Genomic DNA, 20,500 nt, shown 5'->3' on the forward strand with positions numbered 1-20,500 from the left:
CGTGATGCGCGGCCTGATTGCCCCGACGCCATTTTCGATGCCGCCCAGGGGGATTCGGTCACGAGGGCAGGGCTGGGGAGCAAGAAGTTTGCCTCGTTCCTGCTATCGACCTAGGGTTTCGACACCGCGCTCCTGGCCGTTGACGAAAACGGCGTAACTCCCTGATTTCCAAGCGGATTGCAATGTCCACCGTCGCCACGACACGCTCCTGGTCCGCGATCTCCACGCTCAGCCCCGGCTGGCTGCGGAGTCCGCTGTTTGACGCGAATTTCATCGTGACGGGGGCGGCGGTTGCCGTCCTGACCGGCGTCGTCGGCCTCTGGAACCCGGGGATGTTCGGTTGGATGCTGATGCTCGACCTGTGGTTGCTAGGCTACCACCACGTCGTCTCGACCTTTACGCGGCTGGCGTTCGACAAAGCAAGTTTTCAACAGCATAAGTTCCTGGTGCTGCAACTGCCGCTGATCGTCCTGGCGGTGACCTTGGTGGCCGTGGTGACGTGCGGCGAATGGGTGCTGGCCACGACGTATCTGTATTGGCAATGGTTCCACTACACGCGGCAGAGTTACGGGATCGAGCGAATCTATCGCCGCAAGGCCGACCCCGCGGCGAAGATCGACGATTCGATCGCCAAGTGGTCGCTGTACTTGCTGCCGCTCTACGGCATTCTGCACCGGTCCGAGCAGGCCGCGCCGAAGTTCCTCGGGATGGACGTTCTGTACCTGCCGATCGGGATGCCGGTGACGACATTTATCGGCGCGATGGCGATCGGGGCGTTAGTGGCCTGGGTCGTGACGGTGCTGATCGCGCTGTGGCAAGGGCGGTTGGCGCTCGCGCATACGGTGTACATGATTTCGCATCACGCAGTGTTCTTGACCGGCTACGTGTTGATCGACGATATCACCACGGGTTGGCTGGTGCTGAACGTCTGGCACAACTTGCAGTACATCCTGTTGGTGTGGTGGTTCAACAACAATCGGTTCAAGCAGGGCTATGACCCGGCGTGCCCGTTGCTGTCGACGATCAGCCAGAACGGGAAGATGATCACGTACTTTGCGGTCTGTTTGGGAATTTCCACGTTGGCCTACGCCGCGCTGAGCACGGTGACGAACCCGATCAGCTCGACCTTGGCGGCGCCAGTGACGCTGTTCGCGTTCATGGTGATCAATTTTCATCACTACGTGGTGGATGGGATGATTTGGAAATCGCGGAAAAAATCGCCGCAGCCGGCGGTCGGCTAGAGCAGGGCGGCTGCAAACTTTCACCACGGAGGGCACGGAGGTGAGAGGAGATAGAGGGGCCAATATCCGTGTTGTGGCACGGTCTCTGTTGTGGCACGGTCTCCCGACCGTGCCACGGGCCCGACCGAAGGTCTCCAATTCCAGAGTTTGGCCGACCCATCGTGGCAGATGTCCAATATGTCACGCGTTGCTTCAACTTTCTCGTGCCGGCAATACTTCAGCTTCGAAGCTGTCCCTGGGAGCATCGCGGCGCTCGATGGCTTGCGCGGAATCGCGATCTTGCTGGTGTTGTTCCGGCATGGTGTGCGGCCGTTTTATGATTCGCGCGAGGCGGCGATTGGCGGGTTTGGCTGGGATTTGATGACGCCAATGGTGAATGGCTGGGCGGGCGTCGATCTCTTTTTTGTGCTGAGCGGGTTTCTGGTCTCGCACCATATCCTGAAACGCTGGAGCGCGGAGTTTCGCTTCGGCGAATTGCGCGACTATCTCGTCAAACGCATTTTGCGAATCGTGCCCGCGTACTATGCCTGGCTATTCGTCGTGGCGGGCGGTCTGTTGCCATTTTATCGCGTGCCGGCCAGCGTAGTGCGCGAGCAGCTTTGGGTTCACCTGCTGTTTTTGCAGGACTATGTGCCGAGCCGGATCGTCGTGGCCTTCTGGTCGCTGGGCGTGGAAGAGAAGTTCTATCTTTCGATTCCGCTGTTGATTGTCCCTGTGGCGAGAATGAAATCGCCGGCGCGGCGGGCGGCGCTGATCGCGCTCATGACGCTGGTTCCGCTGGGGCTGCGGGCGTTGACCTACGCGCGGCACGGTGCGTTCGAGGGCTACGAAGATTGCTTCTGGACGATGCGCAGCCCGTTTCACTTGGCGTTGGATTCGCTGCTGGTGGGCTCGCTGTGCGCATTTCTGGTGCGCGATCGCCAGGCGTTCGGCTGGCTAAATCGTCCGGAGACTCCGCGCCGGTTGTTGCTGGCGGGAACGGCTCTGGTCGCCGCGCTGATTGGATTCAAGCCGTTGTTGAACGAGATCAACGGGTTCAGCAGCACGCTGTTGTTCAGTCTACTGGCCTGGGGCTTCGGCGCAGTGCTGCTGGGGCTGGTCTTGGAACCCAAACGCGAGCGGCCGCTGCTCGGATCGCGCGCGATGTTGGTGCTGTCGAAACTCTCGTACAGCCTGTACCTCGTCCACATGTGCTTCATCGGCGTCACGCTGTCCGCAGTGCGGACATTACCAGGCTTCGACAACCTACCGCGCGGCCTGCAGTTCCTAATCTATTTCCCGGTGTTCGCGGTGGTCTCGATGCTGGCAGCCATGGCCCTGCACTTCGCGGTGGAGAAGCCGTTTCTTGTGATCAAAGATTCGTACGGGGCGGCACTTCCAAGGCGAGCAAAAGTCGGAGTTTGAAGTTTTCAGTTTTCAGTGAGCCTTTGATCGCCCCACTGAACACTGAACACTTCAAACTTCCCGTGAAAACTTCAAACTCACTCATTCCAACCCTGCAATGAACTCATCTAGCGCCGCGTAAAACAACTCCTCCGGCAGATCATTATGGTCCCCGCCGGGGATTTCCAGGAAGCGCTTGGGGCTGTTCGCCAGGGCGTGGAGTTGTTGGCCGAGGTGGCAGGGGACGACCTCGTCGGCGTCGCCGTGGCTTTGCAGGAGCGGACCTCGATAGCGAGCGATTTTGCTCGCCGAGTCGAGGCGATTGCGCATCAGCCAGCGAACGGGCAGCCAGGGGTAATGCTCAGCGGCAGCGTCGGGGAGCGAAGTAAACGTGCTTTGCAGGACCAAGCCGCGGGCGCCGTCCTCAGCGGCGAGATCGACCGCGACGCCGCCCCCCATCGAGAATCCCCAGAGGACGATGTCCGGTTCGCGCTGCCCGCTGCGCTCGGCGAGCCATTTCCGCGCTGCCCGGGCATCGGCGAGGATGCCGGCTTCACTGGGTGAACCGGTGCTCTTGCCATAGCCGCGATAGTCGATGGCGAGCGCCGCCACGCCGAGGCGCTGTTGCAAAATGCGCAATTCGTCCGCCAACCCGCGGATGTTGCCGCCGTTGCCGTGGAGCAACAAGAGTGTGGCGCGGGGCGAATCGACAGGCGCGAACCAGCCGTGTAGCGTCACATCGTCGGATGATGGGATTTCCACGTCCTCGTAAACCAAATCGCGGGGCTGCCAGCGCGGATCTGCGGCGGCATAGGCCGAAGGCCGGAAAACGAGATAGTTTTCGAAACTCCACATCGCGGTGACGAGTCCGAGCCAAGCGAGGAAAGCGAGAAAGGAAAGACGCAGGCTGATTCGAGATAAGCGGTGGAGCGTGAGTTTGAAGTTTTCAGTGTTCAGTTTTCAGTCTCCTGGACGCACGGCTTGGGAGGCAATGGTGGATGCTCTGATGGCTCAACTTGTCCTGGAACCAGTGGCACGGTCGGGAGACCGGCCACAACGGCGCTTTTCTCCCACTGAAAACTGAACACTGAAAACTTCAAACTCCCCCGAAAACTTCAAACTGTTAACAAAAAACCCCCACGCCGCTGGTACGACGTGAGGGCCGATTTGGTTTGCGACAGTGAGCTCCGCTCCGACTAAAAATCGTATTCCGGGTTCTTCTGATCGAAGTCCAGGTCGGTGAAGTTGTTGTCGAACTTGATGTTGTAGTAGGTGTATTCCTCGAGCAGGACCGGCTCGCCTTCCGGGTCGTTGGCCTTGGGCCATTCGTAGGCCTCGTAGCGGACCGGGACGTTGAGCTCGTCGTCGACATAAATCCGGGCCAGGTGGAACAGGAAGTTCCGCCGCGCGACCGGGTGATGCACCTGGATGCAAGTGGCGCTGCGCTCGTTGATCTTGGCTTCGCGGTAAAGCTCGACTTCGCACTCGCCGTATTGCATGTCGTGCTCGCCGACTTCAATCAGGCGTTCGACGAGGTGCAGGATGCCGATCTCCGTGATCGGATAGCGGTTGCCGGACATGGCCAGCATGCTATTCGGCTTCAACGAGACCGTGCCAACAAGGCGCTTCTTGATGCCGGTCGGGTGCGCCAGCAGTTCGCCGTTGTTTTTGTCGCGAACGTAGATGACTTCCTGACCCTTCATCGAATCGGGGCCTTTGAAGCGCAGGTACACGCTGAACGGCTCGTGGCGGACTTTCATGAAGACATATTGCGCTTCGCCCAATTCGCCGTCGATGCGTTCGCGCTTGACGAAATCGCAGGAGTAGTCCTGTTTCGCGCGGACGTCTTCCAGGCCATGCTTCGCCCAGCGGACGGCCGGCAGCAGCGGGTGCTCGCCAGGGGCGGCGTCAGCCAGGTCCTTGGTGGAAAGCTTGCGCGAGGCCGGCGAGCCGACCGCGGCCACGGCCACGGCCGTATCGGCGGCAGCCTGTTGTTGCGCCACCCGGTAGACCGGCTCGCGCAGGCCTTCACGGGGCTGTTGAGCAATCGAATGGCCAGCTTGCGCGGCCAGCGCGAGGGCTAAGGCCGTACAGGCCCAGCGGCGAAAGTTCATCCGTAAACTCATGGGCACCCCTCCTCTTGGGTGGCGCATTCAGGGCCGTCGTTTGCGAGTGGGCGGCGGGCCGTCGTGCGGTAATTTGTACTGCGAAGCGTCGTGACTGGGTCGCCAGCCAGCTGGGCGGAATTGTGGGCAAGTCGCCCAACCGGAACACCGCCTGCGGGGAGCGGCGCGCCTGGCCACGAGACTGTGCTGGTCCGTGTCGATCCTGCTAGCATGGTGGAATTATTACGTCATATCGCCCGGCGTGCGAGACGAAATTCTCTCCCGCGCCGCCTGTAACGGGTGGACCCATTGGCGAGAGTTTATGTCGGGCGGGAGCTGGCGCGGTGAGGCAAGTTGCGCTGCGCTTGCGGCGTGAACCGATCGAGGAACGCTGATTGGTGCTGGGTTTTTCATTTACGTCGTGATCTGTCCATGATTGAACTGCCTGATTTTGAGCGGGCCTGGGATTTTGAGAATGGCTTCTATTTGACCTCCGATCCGTCGCGGTTGGGGAAGCTGTTGGCGCACTACGAGCTGTTCCGGCTGGCGATGGCGGCGCCGGGGGCGATTGTCGAGTGCGGGGTGTTCAAAGGGGCGTCATTGGCGCGGTTCGCCATGTTTCGGCGATTGTTTGACCGCGCGGCGGAGCGGCCGATCGTAGGGTTCGATTCCTTCGGGCCGTTCCCCACGACGGCGCACGAGCCGGATCAAGCGCTACGCGAGCGGTTTATCTCAGCGGCCGGCGGCGAGAGTATTTCCACGGACCAACTGCGCCAGGTGTTGGCCCGGAAAGGCTGCGGCGAAGATGTCGAGCTCGTCGCGGGCGACATCACGCGGACCGTGCCGGAGTATCTGGCCAAGTATCCGGAGCTGACGATCTCGCTGCTGAATCTAGATACCGACCTCTATGAACCGGCGCAGGTGATTTTGGAGCAGCTTTATCCGCGGATCGCGCCGGGCGGCATCCTCCTGCTCGACGATTACGGCGTATTTCCCGGAGAAACGCGGGCGGTGGACGAATACTTCGGCGGCCAAGCGGAGATTCGCAGGTTGTCGTTCGGCGCGACGCCGGCTTATGTGGTGAAGGAAGCTTGAGCGGCTGGCGGGCTGTTGGGGGCGTGGATATACTCGAAGCTTCCCCAAAATTGGCGATGAGTTTGCGCATGGCCTGCGAGCATTGGGATGTGCGGTTTGTAGGGCATGTGCAGGGGGTCGGGTTCCGGTACTCGACCGTGGGGATCGCCCGGGGCTTTGAAGTCTCGGGCACGGTGGAAAATCTTCCGGACGGAAGCGTGCGGATGACCGTAGAAGGACAGGCGGAAGAATTGCGCTCATTTCTGGGCGAGATTCAACGGGCCTTTGACGGGCACATCCGCGAGACGTTGGTGGATCGCCTGCCGGCCAGCGGCGCATTCACCGGATTCACCATTCGCCATTAGCGCGAGCGGGCTTTTCTGATTCAGGGGCGGCAACGGCGGAGTATCGACGTGGCAAACGGACTGTTGTTGGCGGACATCACGCCTTGGCTGACGCCTTTGGCAATCGTGGGCGCGACCGCCATCGGGGCGGTGATCGCGCTGTTCGCGCTCTATTTCCTCGTCGTGGCGATCTCGCACAAGACCGCGGCCATCGCGCAGGCGGCGAGCAAAGAAGCGCTCGCACAACCGATTTTTTTCGTCGTGGCGATGATCGCCTCGGTAATGTTGCTGCTGTTCCCCTTCTTGCCTTACAACACGTTCGGCGAGGATATCAAGATCGTCAAGGATTCCGGGTTGACGGTGATTCTGCTGGCCGCGGTGTTCGTGGCGGTGTGGAACGCCAGCATCTCCGTGGCGGATGAAATTGAAGGTCGCACCGCGCTGACGCTCTTGTCCAAGCCGGTGGGACGCCGGCAGTTCATCATCGGCAAGTTCTTGGGAATCGTGTTTCCGGTGGCGATGTTGTTCATCCTGCTGGGGACGATCTTCCTGGCCACGATTTCGTACAAGGTGGTCTACGACGCGCGCGAGACGTCGCATCCGGTGCCGGAATGGTCGCAGTGCATGGAAGAGGTCGTACACACCTCGCCGGGGCTGATCCTGGGGCTGTTCGAGGCGATCGTATTCACCGGGATCAGCGTGGCGATCTCCACGCGACTGCCGGTGCTGCCGAACCTGATCATCTGTTTGATGATCTACCTGGTAGGGCACTTAACACCGGTGCTGATGCAATCCAGCGCCGTGGGCGAAAATCAGATCGTGCAGTTCATGGGCACGTTCCTGGCGACGATCTTTCCGGTGCTCGACCACTTCAACATCCAGTCGGCAATCGCCGCCGGAAAACCCGTGCCCTGGCTGTATGTGCTCTGGGCGTTCGGCTATTGCGCCATCTACAGCACAATCGCCGTGCTGGCGGCCCTGATCATGTTCGAAGACCGCGACCTGGCGTAAACTTGCAGGAAATTGAACCGCGAAAGGCGCGAAAAAATCGCGAAATAGCAGGGGCTCGTGTCCACGGAAAACACGGAAGCTCACGGAAAGAAGACGAGGATCGGTGCGGACTAGATCGCGCAATTCTTTTCCGTGTTCTTCCGCGTATTCCGTGGACAAACATTCGCCGACTTTTCGCGAACTTTGGCGTCTTTCGCGGTTAATCCGTTTTAGCCGGCGTCGCGGCGTTCGAACTTGACGGTGTCGAGCGACGTTTTGAGCCGCCAGTGCGGGCCTGGTAACACAGCTGGCGAGGCGACGGCTGTGGCGCCAACGAGGCCGGCGGGCTGGCCGTCCCAGGCGTGTTCGGCGATTTTGTCGAGGATCCGTTCGGCCACTTCCACGGCAGCCAATCCGGCAGCGCCAGAGACACTCGGTTCCGCGCCAGTTTGCACGCACCGCACGAACTCCTTGAGCTCGTCTTGCAGCGGATTGCCGGCCGGGGCCGTATGCGTGGTCCGCGGCAGGTGTTCGGCGAGCAGGCTCTCTTTGGCCGTGCCGATTTGATCCGGCCGCAACGTGGCGAGGTTCAATTCTCGCCGCAAAATGGCTTCGCTGGGGCGGATGATTTCCGTGATCCGTTGCCCGAGGTCGACGCTGACCTGCGAGCGGCGCGACCAGAATTGGAATGTGCGCGCCGCGGAATAGCTGGCGCGACAGGCGCTCAACACCGCGACGCAGCCGTTTTCGAAGACGAGCCGAGCGTGCGCGGCGTCTTCCTCGCGGCCGAACAGAGCAATGCCGAGGGCTTCGACGTGGACCACCCGCGACTTGGTGAGCCAGAGGGCCAGATCGATGTCGTGGATCATCAGATCCAGCACTGCGCCGATATCGGTCGAGCGGAACGAGTAGCCGCTCGTACGATTGGCGGTGATGAATTTCGGTTCGCCGGCGCGGACGAGGGCGTGTTCCCAGGCGGGATTGAAGCGCTCGACGTGGCCGACTTGCAGGATCGCGCCGTGACGATCGGCGAGTTCGACAAGCTCGGCGCATTCCGCGGCCGTCGGCGCGAGTGGCTTTTCGACGAGGACGTGAATGCCGGCGCCCAGCAGCTCGGCGGCGACCGCATGGTGGTAACGCGTGGGCGTGGCAATTACGGCTGCATCAATGCGCCCGATGACGGAACGGAAATCCGCGAATGGCTCCGCGCCGGTTTCCGCCGCGGCTTGCGTCCGGTTGGCTTCCGAGGGATCGACGACGGCGACCAGCCGCGCGCCGGGCACTCCGGCCAAGAGCTTGGCGTGAATACGCCCCAAGTGGCCGACGCCAATGACCGCGATACGAACCTCGTTCACGCCGCACGCCTCCGTTCGCGAGCCCGGCCGTGTCGGCCTTGCTGCTGTTGTTCGAGAAAGTTCATGAGTTGTAGGACGGCCGGATGGAGCAAGTGGCCGCCGGTGAGCAGTTCGCGCACATGGTGCAAGCCGACCTTGGCGCGATACATCAGGCGATGCGCTTCGGACAACGCGCGAATCGCATCGTCCGAGAATTCGGCGCGCTTCAGCGCGACGACGTTCACACACCGCGGGCGGGCCGGTGCGCCGTCGACCAACATGTAGGGAGGCACGTCATGCAGGATGCGGCTTTGGCCGCTGACGAAGCTGTACGCACCGATCGTGGCGAAATGATGGACGCCGACGGCGCCGGAGAGGGTGGCGTAGTCGTGAATGTGGACGTGGCCGCCGAGCATCGCCCCGTTGGCCATCTTAATGTGGCTGCCGAGCTGGCAATCGTGGGCGATGTGCGAGCCGGCCATCAGGTAGTTATCGCTGCCGACCCGGGTGACGCCGTCCTCTTTTTCCGTGGCGCGATTGATCGTCACGCCTTCACGGATCATGTTGCCGTCGCCGATCAACACGCGGGTGTCGGTGCCGCGGTAGGAAATGTCCTGCGGATGGGCGCCGATCACCACGTAGGGGAACAGATGGTTTTCTTCGCCGAGCGTGACGTCGCCCATCAGAGTGACGCTGTTTTCGAGTCGCGTGCCGCGCCCGATGCGGACCTTGGGTCCGACGACGCAGAAGGGACCGATGTGGACGTCGTCGGCAATCTCCGCGGCGGGATCAACGACCGCTTGCGGCGAGATGAAGGCAGCCATGCTCGAGACCTCCGCATCCATGCGAATTTAGCGTTTCGGGCTCTCATCCTGAGAGCGGTTCTGGCGTTTCGGCTTCTTCGTTGTCTACGTTTTTATGACGTTGTGACTTGGTTCAGGCAGTGCGCCGGCGGTGGCCGACGACTTCTCCTTCTTGGAGGAGGACGCGCAGTAACTCGGCGTTGAGGCGGTGGCCGGTCTTGTGGGCGACAAAGTGGCCGACGAGGTCGTAACCGCCGAGGGCCAGGTCGCCGATCAGGTCGAGCGCCTTGTGGCGGACGCATTCGTCCGGAAAGCGCAGCTCGTTGTCGATCGGGCCTTCGTCACCGAAGATCAGCAGGTCTTTGACCGTGGCCTTCGAAGCGAGTCCCTGCGAGCGGAGCCAATCGGCTTCCGATTTCAGTAAGAACGTCCGGCTGCTCGCCAGCTCCTGGCGAAATACGTCGGGCGTGACATCGAGCGACAGCGTTTGCCGCCCGATGGCGTTGTCCTGGCCGTAGTCGAGGTGGTACTTAAACGAGAGCCCTTGATGCGACGGCGGGCTGGCTTCGATCCAGGCGTTGTCATCGCCGACGCGCACGACTTCGCGCACGACAAGCTGCGCCTTCGCGGCGGCTTGCTTGGCAATGCCGGCGCCGTCGATGGCTTCGACATACGCCAGGCTGGAGCCGTCGCAGCCGGGAAGTTCCGGTTGATCGACGCGGATCTCGCAATTGTCGACCCGCAACGCGGCGAGTGCGGCCATGACGTGCTCGACCATTTCGACCGTCGCGCCTTGATGCTTCAGCACCGTGCGGCGCGGCGTTTCGATGCGATGGGAAACATGCGCTGGAATGCGCGCAGATTTCGCCAGGTCGGTGCGAATGAACGTGACGCCGGCGTCGATCGGCGCGGGATGTAATTCCACGCGCACGTCGCGCCCGGACCAATAGCCGGCGCCGGTGACGAGCGCAGGGTGCGTCAAGGTTTGTTGGTTGCGCGGAGGCATCAGATGAAAGGCGCTTTTGCCCCGGACAGGTTTTCCCGTCGGAGGCGACCCGTGGCGGCCCCGGGTGAAGTTCAGATCCTCAAACCGCATGGATGTATTTCAGCAGGAGGTTGGTTTCGAGGCGTTGGAATTGCAATGCCGGCGTTGCGTGCGCCCGAATCGCGTCCAGGCCGTGGCGGCGAGCTTGCGCCGCCGCGGCGCTGGGACGCGAAGTGAGCGCGCGACAGGTTACTTGGTGCGCGGAGCCGTCGGCCGCGCTGTCTGCGGACGGACGCCCGGTTGTGTCGCGGCCGGACGCGCGCCGGCTTGCGGCCGGTTGGCTTCCAGCATTTCCTTGATGGGGAAAGTGATGTCGATCGAACGGTTGTAGTACACGACCGCCTTGTTCAGATCCTGCATCACTTCCTGCGGATTGTTCGCGTCGGGCTGGTCGCCGTTAAAGCGCATGACCAACAGGATGCCGTTCCGCTCGCAGTACGATTTGATAGCGTCCTGCACTTCTTGATAGATGTTGTAGTAGATCGCCGCTTCCTGACGGAGGAAGTCCTTGCGTTGCGTGGCGACTTCCACCTGGATGTCGGCCTGCATCTTCGTGGCCTGTTCTTCGAGCTGATTGCGCTCCGGCGAGCCAAGCGGCAGGCCTTCGACTTGCTGGGCGACCTTTTTCAGCTCTTCCTGTTTGCCCTTCAGTTGGGCATCGGCGCCTTCGACCTGGCGCTTGATGTTGGCCGTCATCTCGTTGAACTTCGAGTAGTTCTTGAAGATGTAGCTCAAGTCGATAATCGCGACGGTCGGACGCGCTGCGGCGGGTTGTTGCGCCTGGGCCGTCAGGGCGGGACTCGCCGCCATGAGCGCCGCCAAAACGACGGCAGAAACGAGTTGCTTCACGTTCGCACTCCTTGCGGTTTCGGCTGGGTCGTACCTGACCCTGACGACGTCCCGTCCAATGGGACATTTCGGGGCGATATTCTGCCGAGAATCGGCCGCGGGGTAAAGGCCAGTCCGGAAAAGTGGCAAGTCGAAGCGGCCCGAGGGGATAGAAAACTCAGTCGAACAGGGGCGGAGGGAAGGGGAACCACGAAAGACACGAAAGGCACGAAAGGGCATTCGATGCCGAGGTTTAATGTGAATTCACGTGCTTGGAAATTGGCGTGAAGGGACGACTTTCCCCGCGATTAGACCGCAGCGCGGAGACGGTTGAGGAAGCGCAAGGCGCCCCGGTAGATGCGCATGCCGAGCGCGTCGGTACGGGGCGGAAACTTGACCTGCGCCGTCAGGCCGTGGCGGAGGTCGAAATCGGAGGGATCGAGCGCGATCGTCACCACATAGAACGGCTCGACCGCTTCCATGGTTGCGCTTTGCACGGCGATTTCGCCGCCGCCCAGGTGCGTGAGGGCAACGTCGTCGACGCGGCGATCCCCCGCCGCGGCGACGCGAAGAATACGGCCGTGCAGGGTCTCGTCGGCGGCGCCTCTTAGAATCGCCTGCACCGGCTGGCCGGCGACGGGCTGTGCGGCGAGGTAACCGTCGGCATTCAGCAAAGCGCGGACAACCCAGGCGCCGCGGGCGACTTCGGCGATGGGTTCGCCCATGTGGATAAAGCGTCCGGCGTCTTCCAGGCGGGCCACGTTGGTAACTTCGCCGCCCTCGACAGTGCGGATGACGAGCGCATCCAGTTGGCGCTGCGCTTCGGCGAGCTCGCGTTCCGCCTGTGCGAGACGCGCAGCGGCTTCGGCGGCGGCGGCGTGATCGGTCTGTAATGCGCCGCGCAATTCGCAGCGAATCCGTTCGACTTCCGCCTGCCGGATGCGCCGCAACGCGGTGAGGTCGGCGTTTTCCAGCACGGCCAACGTACTGCCCGGTGCGACCTTGTCGCCTTCGTGCACCGAAAGCTCGCGCACAAAGCCATCGGCCTCGGCGTGAAGGACTTGATCGTCCTCGCGCGCGACGATGCCGACCGCCTGGCGCGCGAGCGGAATGGGAGTGAGCAGGAACAACGCCGGAGCGACGAAACCCAAGCCGCCGACGACAGCCCACACGCGTTTGCGCTGCGCCGGCCCGACGGCGGCGTTTTTGAGGAAGTCGCGGATTTGTCGGAAGCTGTCGCGGATCGCCCCCAAGGCGTAGAACATCGCAAAACCAACGCCGGCCACGGGCACCGTGAGCGCGAGCATCGTGCAGATGCCCAAGGTGATCAGGACTTTGTAGGCGCTCGAGGCGATGCCGTAGGCGATCAGGCCGTAGCGGACGCCGCGACGATGGGGCGACGCGTACGGCGTGCCGAGCGCCCAATGGCGTACTAGTCCGTGGGTTTCCGCCTTCGATTGTTGCGCCAGATTGGGAATCTCGAGCAGGTCGGTGAGGACGAAGTAACCGTCGAACTTCATCAGCGGGTTGATATTGAAGCCGACGGTCACCACGGTGCTGAGCACCATCGCGTAGTGCGCGGCGGAGTTGATGAAGCCGGGTTCTGACGTACACCAGATTACGAGCGCGGCCATCGCCAGGAAGGATTCCACATAGATGCCGGCCAGCGAGACGATGATGCGGTCCAGCCGGCGCGGAAAGCCCCAAGCGGCCGAGGCGTCGACATAGGCGCAAGGCGTGAGCAGCACGAAGTACGCGCCCATCTCAGGAACTCGGCCGCCGTAATGTTTGCAGGCGTAGGCGTGCCCGAATTCGTGGGCGACCTTGAGCCCAATGAGCAAGCTCCAAAGCATCGGCAAATTGCCAAGCGCGAGCATCGAGCCCAAGGGATTGCAGAAATCGCTCCACCGAAGCCAGAGCACGGTGAAAGAGGCCAGGGAGCCGAGCACCCAGATGATGAAGGCCGTCCGCGTGAACAGCGGGCGAAACCAGTTGACGGTGCGTTGCAGGAAATCGTCCGGGCGCAACAGCGGCACGCGATAAAACAGATACCGCATCGGCCCGGCCTGGCGTTCCAATTGTTTGCGGCGCTCGTAGCGGGCGTAGAGCTGCTGTCCGTCGGAAACCGGCAAGCTGAGCAGTCCGCGCTGGTTGAGTCCCACGACGAAGCGGTAAAAACCTTCCTCGTCGTCTTTCGCCAGGATGTCGCCAGCGACGAGGCGCTCGAAGACGTTGCTGAGCAATCGATCAGCGGTCAATTCGCAGACGATGCGGTAGTCGGTGTCGTTGAGATGATGCGTTTGGAACGTGATGGGATCACGGAGCAAGTAGGCCGACTGCCCTCGGAAAACGTGCCGGCTGACTTCGAGTTCCGGGCGGAGCCTGACGCAGACTTTTCCCAGACGTTCAGCGAAATTGACGGGAGCCCCCGGCGCTTGGCTCATAGCTTCCACCATTGCAAGCGCACGGTGTCGATGGCGCGGTGCAACAGCGCCCAATAGACGGGGCGTCGGCCGGTTTCGACGCGCGCCACGCCACTCATGCCGACACGGACCCAATCGGGCGAGGCCTCGATCGAGGCTTCGGCGCGAAATACGTTGTGGGAATCGACGACTTGCGCGAGCGGCTCAACATTGAGCAACTTGAGTCTGCCTTGCTCGTCGGGTTGCGAGAGCGTCGTAAACACGCCTGGCTGGCCGGCTTTCAGCAAGACGGCGGCGTGCTCCGGCGCATGCAGTTCGATGGCGCAACGGTCGTTCGCCGCGATCGAATACAGCGGCTCGCCCAGCGGGACGATCTCGCCGATGCGACGTCGCAGATCGCCTTCGAGGATGATGCCATCGGCGGGGGCGACGATTTTGGCGCGGGCGAGTTGGTAATCGAGCAGCTCCAACTCCGCGCGGTGCATCTCGGCTTGCGCGCCGGTCATGCCTGCGGCGACGGTGTCTTGTGCTTGCAGCGCGGCGGTGAGTTCCAATTCGGCGGCGCGCAACTGCGCGGCCACTTTGTCACGCTTCAACAGGATGTCGCGGGTATCAAACTCGGCGAGCAGTTGTCCAGCCCGGACGCGTTCGCCGGGCAGTGCCGCGGCGCGCAGCAAGGTTCCCTCGAACGGCGCGGCGATGCGTCGTTCCTCGGCGGCAATGATCTCGCAAGGGACCGTAACGACGTACGTCGTGCTGCCGAACAGCAACCAGCCGAGCGCCGGCAGCAGCGCCAAATACAGGCACTGTTTGAAGCGCGGCGCCGTGCGAAGCGCCCGCCAGCCTTCGCGAGCGCGATCGGAGACGTGTCGCGCGATGCCGCGCTCCGCGCGGGCGAGCACGAGCAACACCGGCGCGATCGGCGCGAGCAACCCGGCCCAATCCGTGATCAAGTCGCGCGAGAATTGTTCTTGGGAATCGGCGCGAAAGCTCACGACGGCGACGACCTGGCCTTCGTGCGTGAGCGGAATCGACGCGACCGTCGCGCCGCCGATGTGCTGGTGCCATTGCTTGTGGAGCAGCTGGCCGGTGGGCGTGGCAGTCTCGAACGGCTGCCCCGTGCGCTGCCAGCCGACGGGAACGCCCGCGTCGAGGCATTCCTCCATGGCCTGTTGCATTTCGCGAACGCCGGGCGATCGCGGCAGCACATCGTCGAGTCCGGAAATGCACTCGATGCGAATGTTCGCGCCGCGGACGAGCCCGAGAGCGACTTGCTCACAGCCGGTGCGGCTCTTCAAACTGTTGACGACGCCGAACACGAAATGCCGCAGATTGTCGTATGCGGCGGCTTTGGTGAGCGACTGCGACGCCCGGGCTTCGTCACCCGAAGCGGCGGCCGCAGGTTTCGTCGGCGCGGGCTGGTAGAGGGATCCCGAGAGAGCCGCGAGCGCTTTGAACTCACCTAGCCGTGCTTGCATGACCGCTTTGCCGAGATCGGGGACGATCAAGGCAATGGCGCCGTTGGGCTCTTGCTCCAGTAGCGCCAAAGGCACCGCGAGCGCCGCCTGGCCGCCAATGCCGGCGGCGGAGAGCCGAGCTTTTCCAACGTTGTGATAGCGCGCTTCCAGCAACAGCGCGTCCGCGAGGCGTTTCCACTCGTCGGCTTGTTGCGGCGCACGCGCGAGTTCATGCCGGCGTGCGCCCGTGGCGGTTTCGAGTTGAGCAAGTGCGTACGCGGCCTCGAAGCGTTCGGCCAGAATGCGCATCACTTGGGCGAGGAATTCGTTGGCGTCGCGCGCCGTCGAGGCGGCGTGGCGCAGCGCGGCGCAGACGTCCATCGTGGTGGACGCCGTGGCAGTCGAAGCGGCGGGAGAAGTCGCAGGGGTGGACATCGGATGTCTGAGCGGTGGCTGGCCTGGGTTAGGCCTTGAGTTCGACTTCCTCGGCGAGCGCGCCGGCGATCTGCACATCGGCGAAGAAGCGGAAGCCAATTTCGAAGGCCTCTTCGCTGATCATGCGGCAGCGCATGCAACGCGCGAACAGCGAACCGACGTTGAGTCGCTCGGCGTCGAAGGTCAACCAAAAAACGTCGCCAGGCAGCAGCGGGCGCGGGCCGATCACCATGCAACCGCCGTTGGAGATATCAGCGGTGACGCAATCGAGCGGGTTCCGGCCGCGTTCGCTCGCATTGCCGGGCTGTACCTTGAGGGGCACGCGGATTTGCAACCGCTCGTGTGCGCGGAGCCGCGTAACATTCTCTTGCGAGCTTTGCTCCAATTCGGCCAGCGCGCTAATCAGCTCGCTCTGGCCGAACAAATCCCAATCCTGCTCTTTCGCGAACATGTACTGGCCTCGGTCGCGGCGCGGAATCCCGGAAAAGGATAGGGCGCAAACGGCTTGCGACAGGCCGTACGGGAGAGGTATTATCCGTGCGAGAGGAGATGAAAGGAGCGATCGGCGCAATCGTTACAAGCGGATCGTCGGTGGGCCAGCGCGCCTACGTGAACGCCAAGAAATGAAGCGCGGGTGCCTGGGGCTGGGGCAGCGGATTTGACGTCATTGACCTATCCGCTGGGGCATCGTTTCACGCGTCAATACAAAGTGTCGAAGCCCCAGATGCGTGGACGTATAGGGCCGTTTTCCATTGCCCCTGCCCCAGGCGCCCAACGCGAATGTGTTAGATCGGCGGCGTCAACTCACGCGGCAGATGATGCATTTTAGGTATTCGTTTTCGAGGCAATCCGCGCTGACGGGGTGATCCGGAGCAGCCCCGCGGCGTTCGAGGAATTGCAGACTGCGGCCGGACTTGTGCGCGACGCCGATCAACATGTAGAGAAAATCGTCGGGCGTAACGTGGCCGGAGCAACTGCACGTGACCAGGATGCCGCCCGGTTCGAGCAATTCCAACGCCTGACGGTTAAGGCGATGGTAGGCGCGCAGCGCTTGCTCCAGCGACTTGCGCCCCCGGGCGAATTTCGGCGGATCGAGGATGATGCCGGAGAATTTGTCCTTGGCGGCCACCAGCTCGTCGAGCACGGTGAAGGCCTCGCCGACTTGAAAGCGAATTTGCGTGAGGCCGTTCAGCGCGGCGTTGCTTTCGGCCATGGCCAGGGCTTTGCGGCTGGAATCGACGGCCAGCACGTCCGTCGCGCCACCGAGCTTGGCCGCGGCGAGACCGAAGCCGCCGGTGTAGCAGAACATATCGAGGACGCGGCGCCCGCGCAGATATTCCGCGGCGACGCGACGATTCTCGCGCTGGTCGAGAAAATAGCCGGTCTTCTGGCCGGTGGTCAAATCCACCGTGAACTGCACGCCATATTCGTTGATCAGCACCGGCGCCTCGGGCGCAGCGCCGCGGAGTACGCCGTCGGCGACTTCGATGCCCTCAGTGCTGGCCAGCGTGGGATCGATGCGCAAGAGAATGCTCACAGGGTGGAGCAATTCTTCCAGCAGACCCGCGATCATCTCCACGCGCTGCGCGATCGCGAGTGCCGTGACATAGATGACCAAATGTTCGCCGTAACGATCGACGATCAAGCCGCTCAGCTCATCGGCTTCGCTGTAAACGAGGCGCGCCCCGCCGCGCGGGTCGGCAAGTCCCAGATCTGCGCGGAGACGAATCGCGCGTTCGAGCCGTTGCCGGAAGAATGTCTCGTCGAGCGCTTCGTCCGCGCGCCAAGAATACAGGCGCACCTGAATTCGACTGCGCCGATTGAACACGCCGCGGGCGATCCATTTGCCTTTGTCGGAGATCAGGTCGACGACGGCGCCATCGGCCGGGTCCCCTTCGATGCGATGGATCGCGCTATCGAGCACCCAGGGATGCCGGGCGTAGAACGGGTTCGCTTTGCGCGGCTTGAGCAGCACGCGCGGATACGTGGCGACCTCGGGTTCAGCGGTCGCGGAAGTCGTGGACAAGTTGCGCTCCAAATCGGTCGATGCCGCCGGCCCAAGAATGGCCAGCGTCCAACCATTGTCACGGGCAGGCCGGGAATTCACTAGGGCCGGCGGCGACATTTGCCATTTGACCGAATGTGGGGTGCCACTGGCGGCTCGTCCGCCAGTGCTGGAGTGGACGCTTCTAAACACTGGCGGACGAGCCGCCAGTGGCACCCGATCCGTCAATCAATCGCATGCTTCAACGCAGGGGCCCGCTGCCGGATGCAGCGGGAAATAGCCCAGAAAAACATCAACGCCTATTGATGTAAGCCCCGGTGAGGCATCATAATGCGGCTACCGGCCGGTCGCGGGCGCTCCACGCGCCCACGACGGCTCCCGCCGAATGTTTCCCGCCACGAGCAACGACGCAGGAAGGACACCTATGCTTCGTCGTCATGCCATCGTCTCGTCGACCTTGACGTTGTTGATCGCCGGCTTGTTCGCCGGCATTGCCGCGGCGCAAGATGCCCCCGGCTCGGCCGAATCGACTCCGGTCTGGGATCATCTCGACGTGAGCGCCGGGCTGCCGGACGGCGAGGTCGCCAAGTTGAAGGGGGCCGACGCGCGGCAGCAGTTGTTGGTGACCGGCGTCGCCCGCGATGGCGCTTTGAGCGATCTGACGCGGCGCGTGCAGTTTTTCGCGGAGCCGGCGGGCGTGGTTTCGATCGATCCGACAGGATTGGTGACACCGTTGGCGGATGGGGAAGCGATGGTCTTGGCGTCGTTGGAAGGCGTCGCGGCGGCGAAGCTTTCGGTGTTGGTTGAGGGAATCTCCAACGACTTGCCGATCAACTTTCCGAATCAAATCGTACCGATTTTCACCAAGTTCGGCTGCAACGGCGGCGGCTGCCACGGCAAGGCCAGCGGGCAGAATGGCTTCAAGCTCTCGTTGCTGGGTTTCGAGCCGACGGAAGACTACGAGCACCTGGTGAAGGAATCGCGCGGACGCCGCGTGTTTCCGGCCGCACCGGATCGCAGCTTGTTGTTGACGAAACCGATTAACGCCTCGCCGCATGGCGGCGGGCAGCGGATGCAGGCCGATTCGCACGAGTATCGCCTGATGCGGCGTTGGATTTCGCAAGGCATGCCTTACGGGAAAGACAGCGATCCCAAGGTGACGGCGATTGAAGTCGTGCCGCCGGCGCGTTCGCTGGGGCGCGACGCCGAACAGCAGTTGATCGTGCTCGCGAAATACTCCGACGGAACGGTCGAGGACGTGACGCGGATGACGCAGTTCACGCCGAACGATACAGAGATGTCCGAAGTCACCGTGACGGGCTTGGTAAAGACGCTGAAACTCACCGGCGACGTGGCGGTGATGTGCCGTTATCAAGGTCAGGTAACGGTGTTCCGCGCTACGATTCCGCTCGGCGCGCCGGTTGAGACGGTCCCGCCGGTGCGCAATTTTGTCGACGATCTCGTATTCAACAAGTTGCATGCGCTCGGCATGCCGCCGTCCACGGTCTGCGACGATGCGACGTTCATCCGTCGCGCAGCGCTCGACATTGCTGGTCGGACGCCGACGCCTGAGGAGGTGCTGGCCTTTAGCGCGGACACGCGGCCCGACAAACGTGATCGGTTGGTGGACACGTTCTTGGACGATCCCAACTACGCCGATTTCTTCGCCAACAAATGGAATTCCATTCTCCGCAACAAGCGCCGCAGCCCCGGTGCCATGCGCGGAAGCTACGCGTTTCACGAATGGATTCGGCAAGCCCTGCTCGACAACATGCCGTACGACGAGTTCGTCCGGTCGATCCTCACGGCGTCGGGCGAGATCGGCACGAATCCGCCGGTGGCATGGTACCGCGAAGTGAAGACCGCCGAGCAGCAAGTGGAAGACAGCGCACAGTTGTTCCTTGGGCTGCGGATTCAATGCGCAAAGTGCCATCACCATCCGTTCGAGAAATGGAGCCAGCGCGACTACCACGGCTTCGCCGCCTTTTTCTCGCGGGTCGGACGCAAAGAGGGCATGACGCCCGACGAACCGACGATTTATCATCGCTACGGCGTGGCCTCGGCCGATCATCCGAAGACGGGGGAGAAAATTCCGGCCACGGGATTGGACGTGCCGCCCGAAGCGATTGCGGCCGAGGACGATCCCCGACATTACCTGGTGGACTGGATGTCGGACCGCGACAATCGCTTCTTCGCACCGGCGCTGGTGAACCGGTATTGGAAGCACTTCTTCAACCGTGGCCTGGTCGACCCCGAAGACGACATGCGAGTGACGAACCCGGCGTCGAATCCGGAATTGCTCGACGCGCTCGCCAAACATTTCATCGACAGCGGGTTCGACTTGAAAGACCTGGTGCGGACGATTTGCCGCAGTTCGACGTATCAACTCAGTTCAATTCCGAACGAGTACAACGCCAACGACAAGCAGAACTACTCGCGATACTATCCGCGCAGGCTAGCGGCGGAATCGCTGCTGGACGCGATCGATCTGGCAACCGGCACGCAAACCAAGTTCGGCGGCCTGCCGCTCGGGACGCAGGCGATTCAACTGCCGGACAGCGGCGCGAACACCTATTTCCTCGCAGTGTTCGGCAAGCCGGAAGCAGACACGGCCTGCGAGTGCGAACGTTCGCAAGAAGCCAACCTCGCGCAGAGTCTACACTTACTGAACTCCAGTGAAGTGCAAGGCAAACTCTCCGATGCCAACGGCCGCGCGGCCAAACTGGCGGCCGATGCGGCCCGTACGCCGACAGAAAAAGTGCGCGAGCTGTACCTGTGGGTCTATTCACGGGAGCCGATCGCCGAGGAGTTGCAAGTGGCGGTGGCGCACCTCGAAAAAACCGAGAACAAGCAACAAGCCTACGAAGACGTGCTTTGGGCGCTGTTGAACACGAAGGAGTTCTTGTTTAATCACTAAGCGCTCACGCCGCCGCGCGAGGGCAGGGCGAATCAGTTTTTCATGATGCCTAGGAAGCGTAAGAGTTTTCGGGGTTGGCATGCGAAGCGGCGGAGGTTGGAGGTGATTTGCGGTAG

General features: G+C 62.4%; 16 protein-coding genes. 6 read left to right on the forward strand and 10 right to left on the reverse strand.

From position 1 onward, the window contains the following. The first annotated feature begins 182 nt into the window (after positions 1 to 182). Positions 183 to 1,241 (forward strand): hypothetical protein, encoded by a 1,059-nt coding sequence (locus tag SGJ19_03395; GenBank protein MDZ4779278.1) that lies wholly within the window; start codon positions 183 to 185, stop codon positions 1,239 to 1,241. Between the two features lie 177 nt (positions 1,242 to 1,418). Next, positions 1,419 to 2,645 (forward strand): acyltransferase, encoded by a 1,227-nt coding sequence (locus tag SGJ19_03400; GenBank protein MDZ4779279.1) that lies wholly within the window; start codon positions 1,419 to 1,421, stop codon positions 2,643 to 2,645. Between the two features lie 81 nt (positions 2,646 to 2,726). On the opposite strand, the gene SGJ19_03405 is transcribed toward SGJ19_03400, so the two are convergent. Both SGJ19_03405 and SGJ19_03410 read right to left on the reverse strand, forming a co-directional pair. Then, complete coding sequence (locus SGJ19_03405; GenBank protein ID MDZ4779280.1) at positions 2,727 to 3,479, reverse strand: alpha/beta hydrolase; 753 nt, start codon at positions 3,477 to 3,479, stop codon at positions 2,727 to 2,729. A gap of 341 nt (positions 3,480 to 3,820) precedes the next feature. After that, positions 3,821 to 4,750, reverse strand: coding sequence for a DUF1571 domain-containing protein (locus tag SGJ19_03410; protein MDZ4779281.1), 930 nt, complete (start codon positions 4,748 to 4,750; stop codon positions 3,821 to 3,823). 411 nt (positions 4,751 to 5,161) lie between these two features. Between SGJ19_03410 and SGJ19_03415 the strand changes: the two genes are divergently transcribed. Genes SGJ19_03415 through SGJ19_03425 form a run of 3 tightly spaced genes read left to right on the forward strand, consistent with a single transcriptional unit; the run spans position 5,162 to position 7,158 of the window. After that, positions 5,162 to 5,824 (forward strand): TylF/MycF/NovP-related O-methyltransferase, encoded by a 663-nt coding sequence (locus SGJ19_03415; protein MDZ4779282.1) that lies wholly within the window; start codon positions 5,162 to 5,164, stop codon positions 5,822 to 5,824. A gap of 56 nt (positions 5,825 to 5,880) precedes the next feature. Next, positions 5,881 to 6,168 carry an acylphosphatase gene (locus SGJ19_03420; protein MDZ4779283.1) on the forward strand — a complete coding sequence of 96 codons (288 nt, stop codon included), beginning with the start codon at positions 5,881 to 5,883 and terminating at the stop codon, positions 6,166 to 6,168. A 48-nt stretch (positions 6,169 to 6,216) separates the two neighbouring features. After that, the gene (locus tag SGJ19_03425; protein MDZ4779284.1) at positions 6,217 to 7,158 is read left to right on the forward strand and encodes an ABC transporter permease; all 942 of its coding nucleotides are present in this window, start codon (positions 6,217 to 6,219) and stop codon (positions 7,156 to 7,158) included. A gap of 209 nt (positions 7,159 to 7,367) precedes the next feature. Here SGJ19_03425 and SGJ19_03430 read toward each other — a convergent pair whose 3' ends face one another. The 8 genes from SGJ19_03430 to SGJ19_03465 all read right to left on the reverse strand — a co-directional run bounded on the left by SGJ19_03430 (position 7,368) and on the right by SGJ19_03465 (position 17,488). Further along, the gene (locus tag SGJ19_03430) at positions 7,368 to 8,492 is read right to left on the reverse strand and encodes a Gfo/Idh/MocA family oxidoreductase (GenBank protein ID MDZ4779285.1); all 1,125 of its coding nucleotides are present in this window, start codon (positions 8,490 to 8,492) and stop codon (positions 7,368 to 7,370) included. Then, positions 8,489 to 9,295 carry an acyl-ACP--UDP-N-acetylglucosamine O-acyltransferase gene (gene lpxA, locus SGJ19_03435; GenBank protein ID MDZ4779286.1) on the reverse strand — a complete coding sequence of 269 codons (807 nt, stop codon included), beginning with the start codon at positions 9,293 to 9,295 and terminating at the stop codon, positions 8,489 to 8,491. The genes SGJ19_03430 and lpxA overlap by 4 nt, the downstream gene beginning before the upstream one ends. Before the next feature lie 112 nt (positions 9,296 to 9,407). Next, positions 9,408 to 10,280, reverse strand: coding sequence for a UDP-3-O-acyl-N-acetylglucosamine deacetylase (gene lpxC, locus SGJ19_03440; protein MDZ4779287.1), 873 nt, complete (start codon positions 10,278 to 10,280; stop codon positions 9,408 to 9,410). Between the two features lie 228 nt (positions 10,281 to 10,508). After that, positions 10,509 to 11,168: an OmpH family outer membrane protein gene (locus tag SGJ19_03445; protein ID MDZ4779288.1), complete on the reverse strand. Its 660-nt coding sequence runs from the start codon at positions 11,166 to 11,168 to the stop codon at positions 10,509 to 10,511. Between the two features lie 287 nt (positions 11,169 to 11,455). Continuing rightward, positions 11,456 to 13,591: a hypothetical protein gene (locus SGJ19_03450; protein MDZ4779289.1), complete on the reverse strand. Its 2,136-nt coding sequence runs from the start codon at positions 13,589 to 13,591 to the stop codon at positions 11,456 to 11,458. Next, the gene (locus tag SGJ19_03455) at positions 13,588 to 15,462 is read right to left on the reverse strand and encodes an HlyD family efflux transporter periplasmic adaptor subunit (protein ID MDZ4779290.1); all 1,875 of its coding nucleotides are present in this window, start codon (positions 15,460 to 15,462) and stop codon (positions 13,588 to 13,590) included. Before SGJ19_03455 ends, SGJ19_03450 begins: the two co-directional genes overlap by 4 nt. 28 nt (positions 15,463 to 15,490) lie before the next feature. Further along, on the reverse strand, positions 15,491 to 15,913 hold the full coding sequence (locus SGJ19_03460; GenBank protein MDZ4779291.1) for a PilZ domain-containing protein: 423 nt from the start codon (positions 15,911 to 15,913) through the stop codon (positions 15,491 to 15,493). Positions 15,914 to 16,261: 348 nt separating this feature from the next. After that, entirely contained in the window at positions 16,262 to 17,488 is a 1,227-nt protein-coding gene (locus SGJ19_03465) for a class I SAM-dependent rRNA methyltransferase (protein ID MDZ4779292.1), read from the reverse strand. A 403-nt stretch (positions 17,489 to 17,891) separates the two neighbouring features. Between SGJ19_03465 and SGJ19_03470 the strand changes: the two genes are divergently transcribed. Beyond that, a complete protein-coding gene (locus SGJ19_03470; protein ID MDZ4779293.1) occupies positions 17,892 to 20,384 on the forward strand; it encodes a DUF1549 and DUF1553 domain-containing protein in 2,493 nt (830 codons plus the stop codon). Positions 20,385 to 20,500: the final 116 nt, after the last annotated feature.

The sequence above is a fragment of the Planctomycetia bacterium genome, from assembly GCA_034440135.1.
In the GTDB taxonomy this organism is placed as follows: domain Bacteria; phylum Planctomycetota; class Planctomycetia; order Pirellulales; family JALHLM01; genus JALHLM01.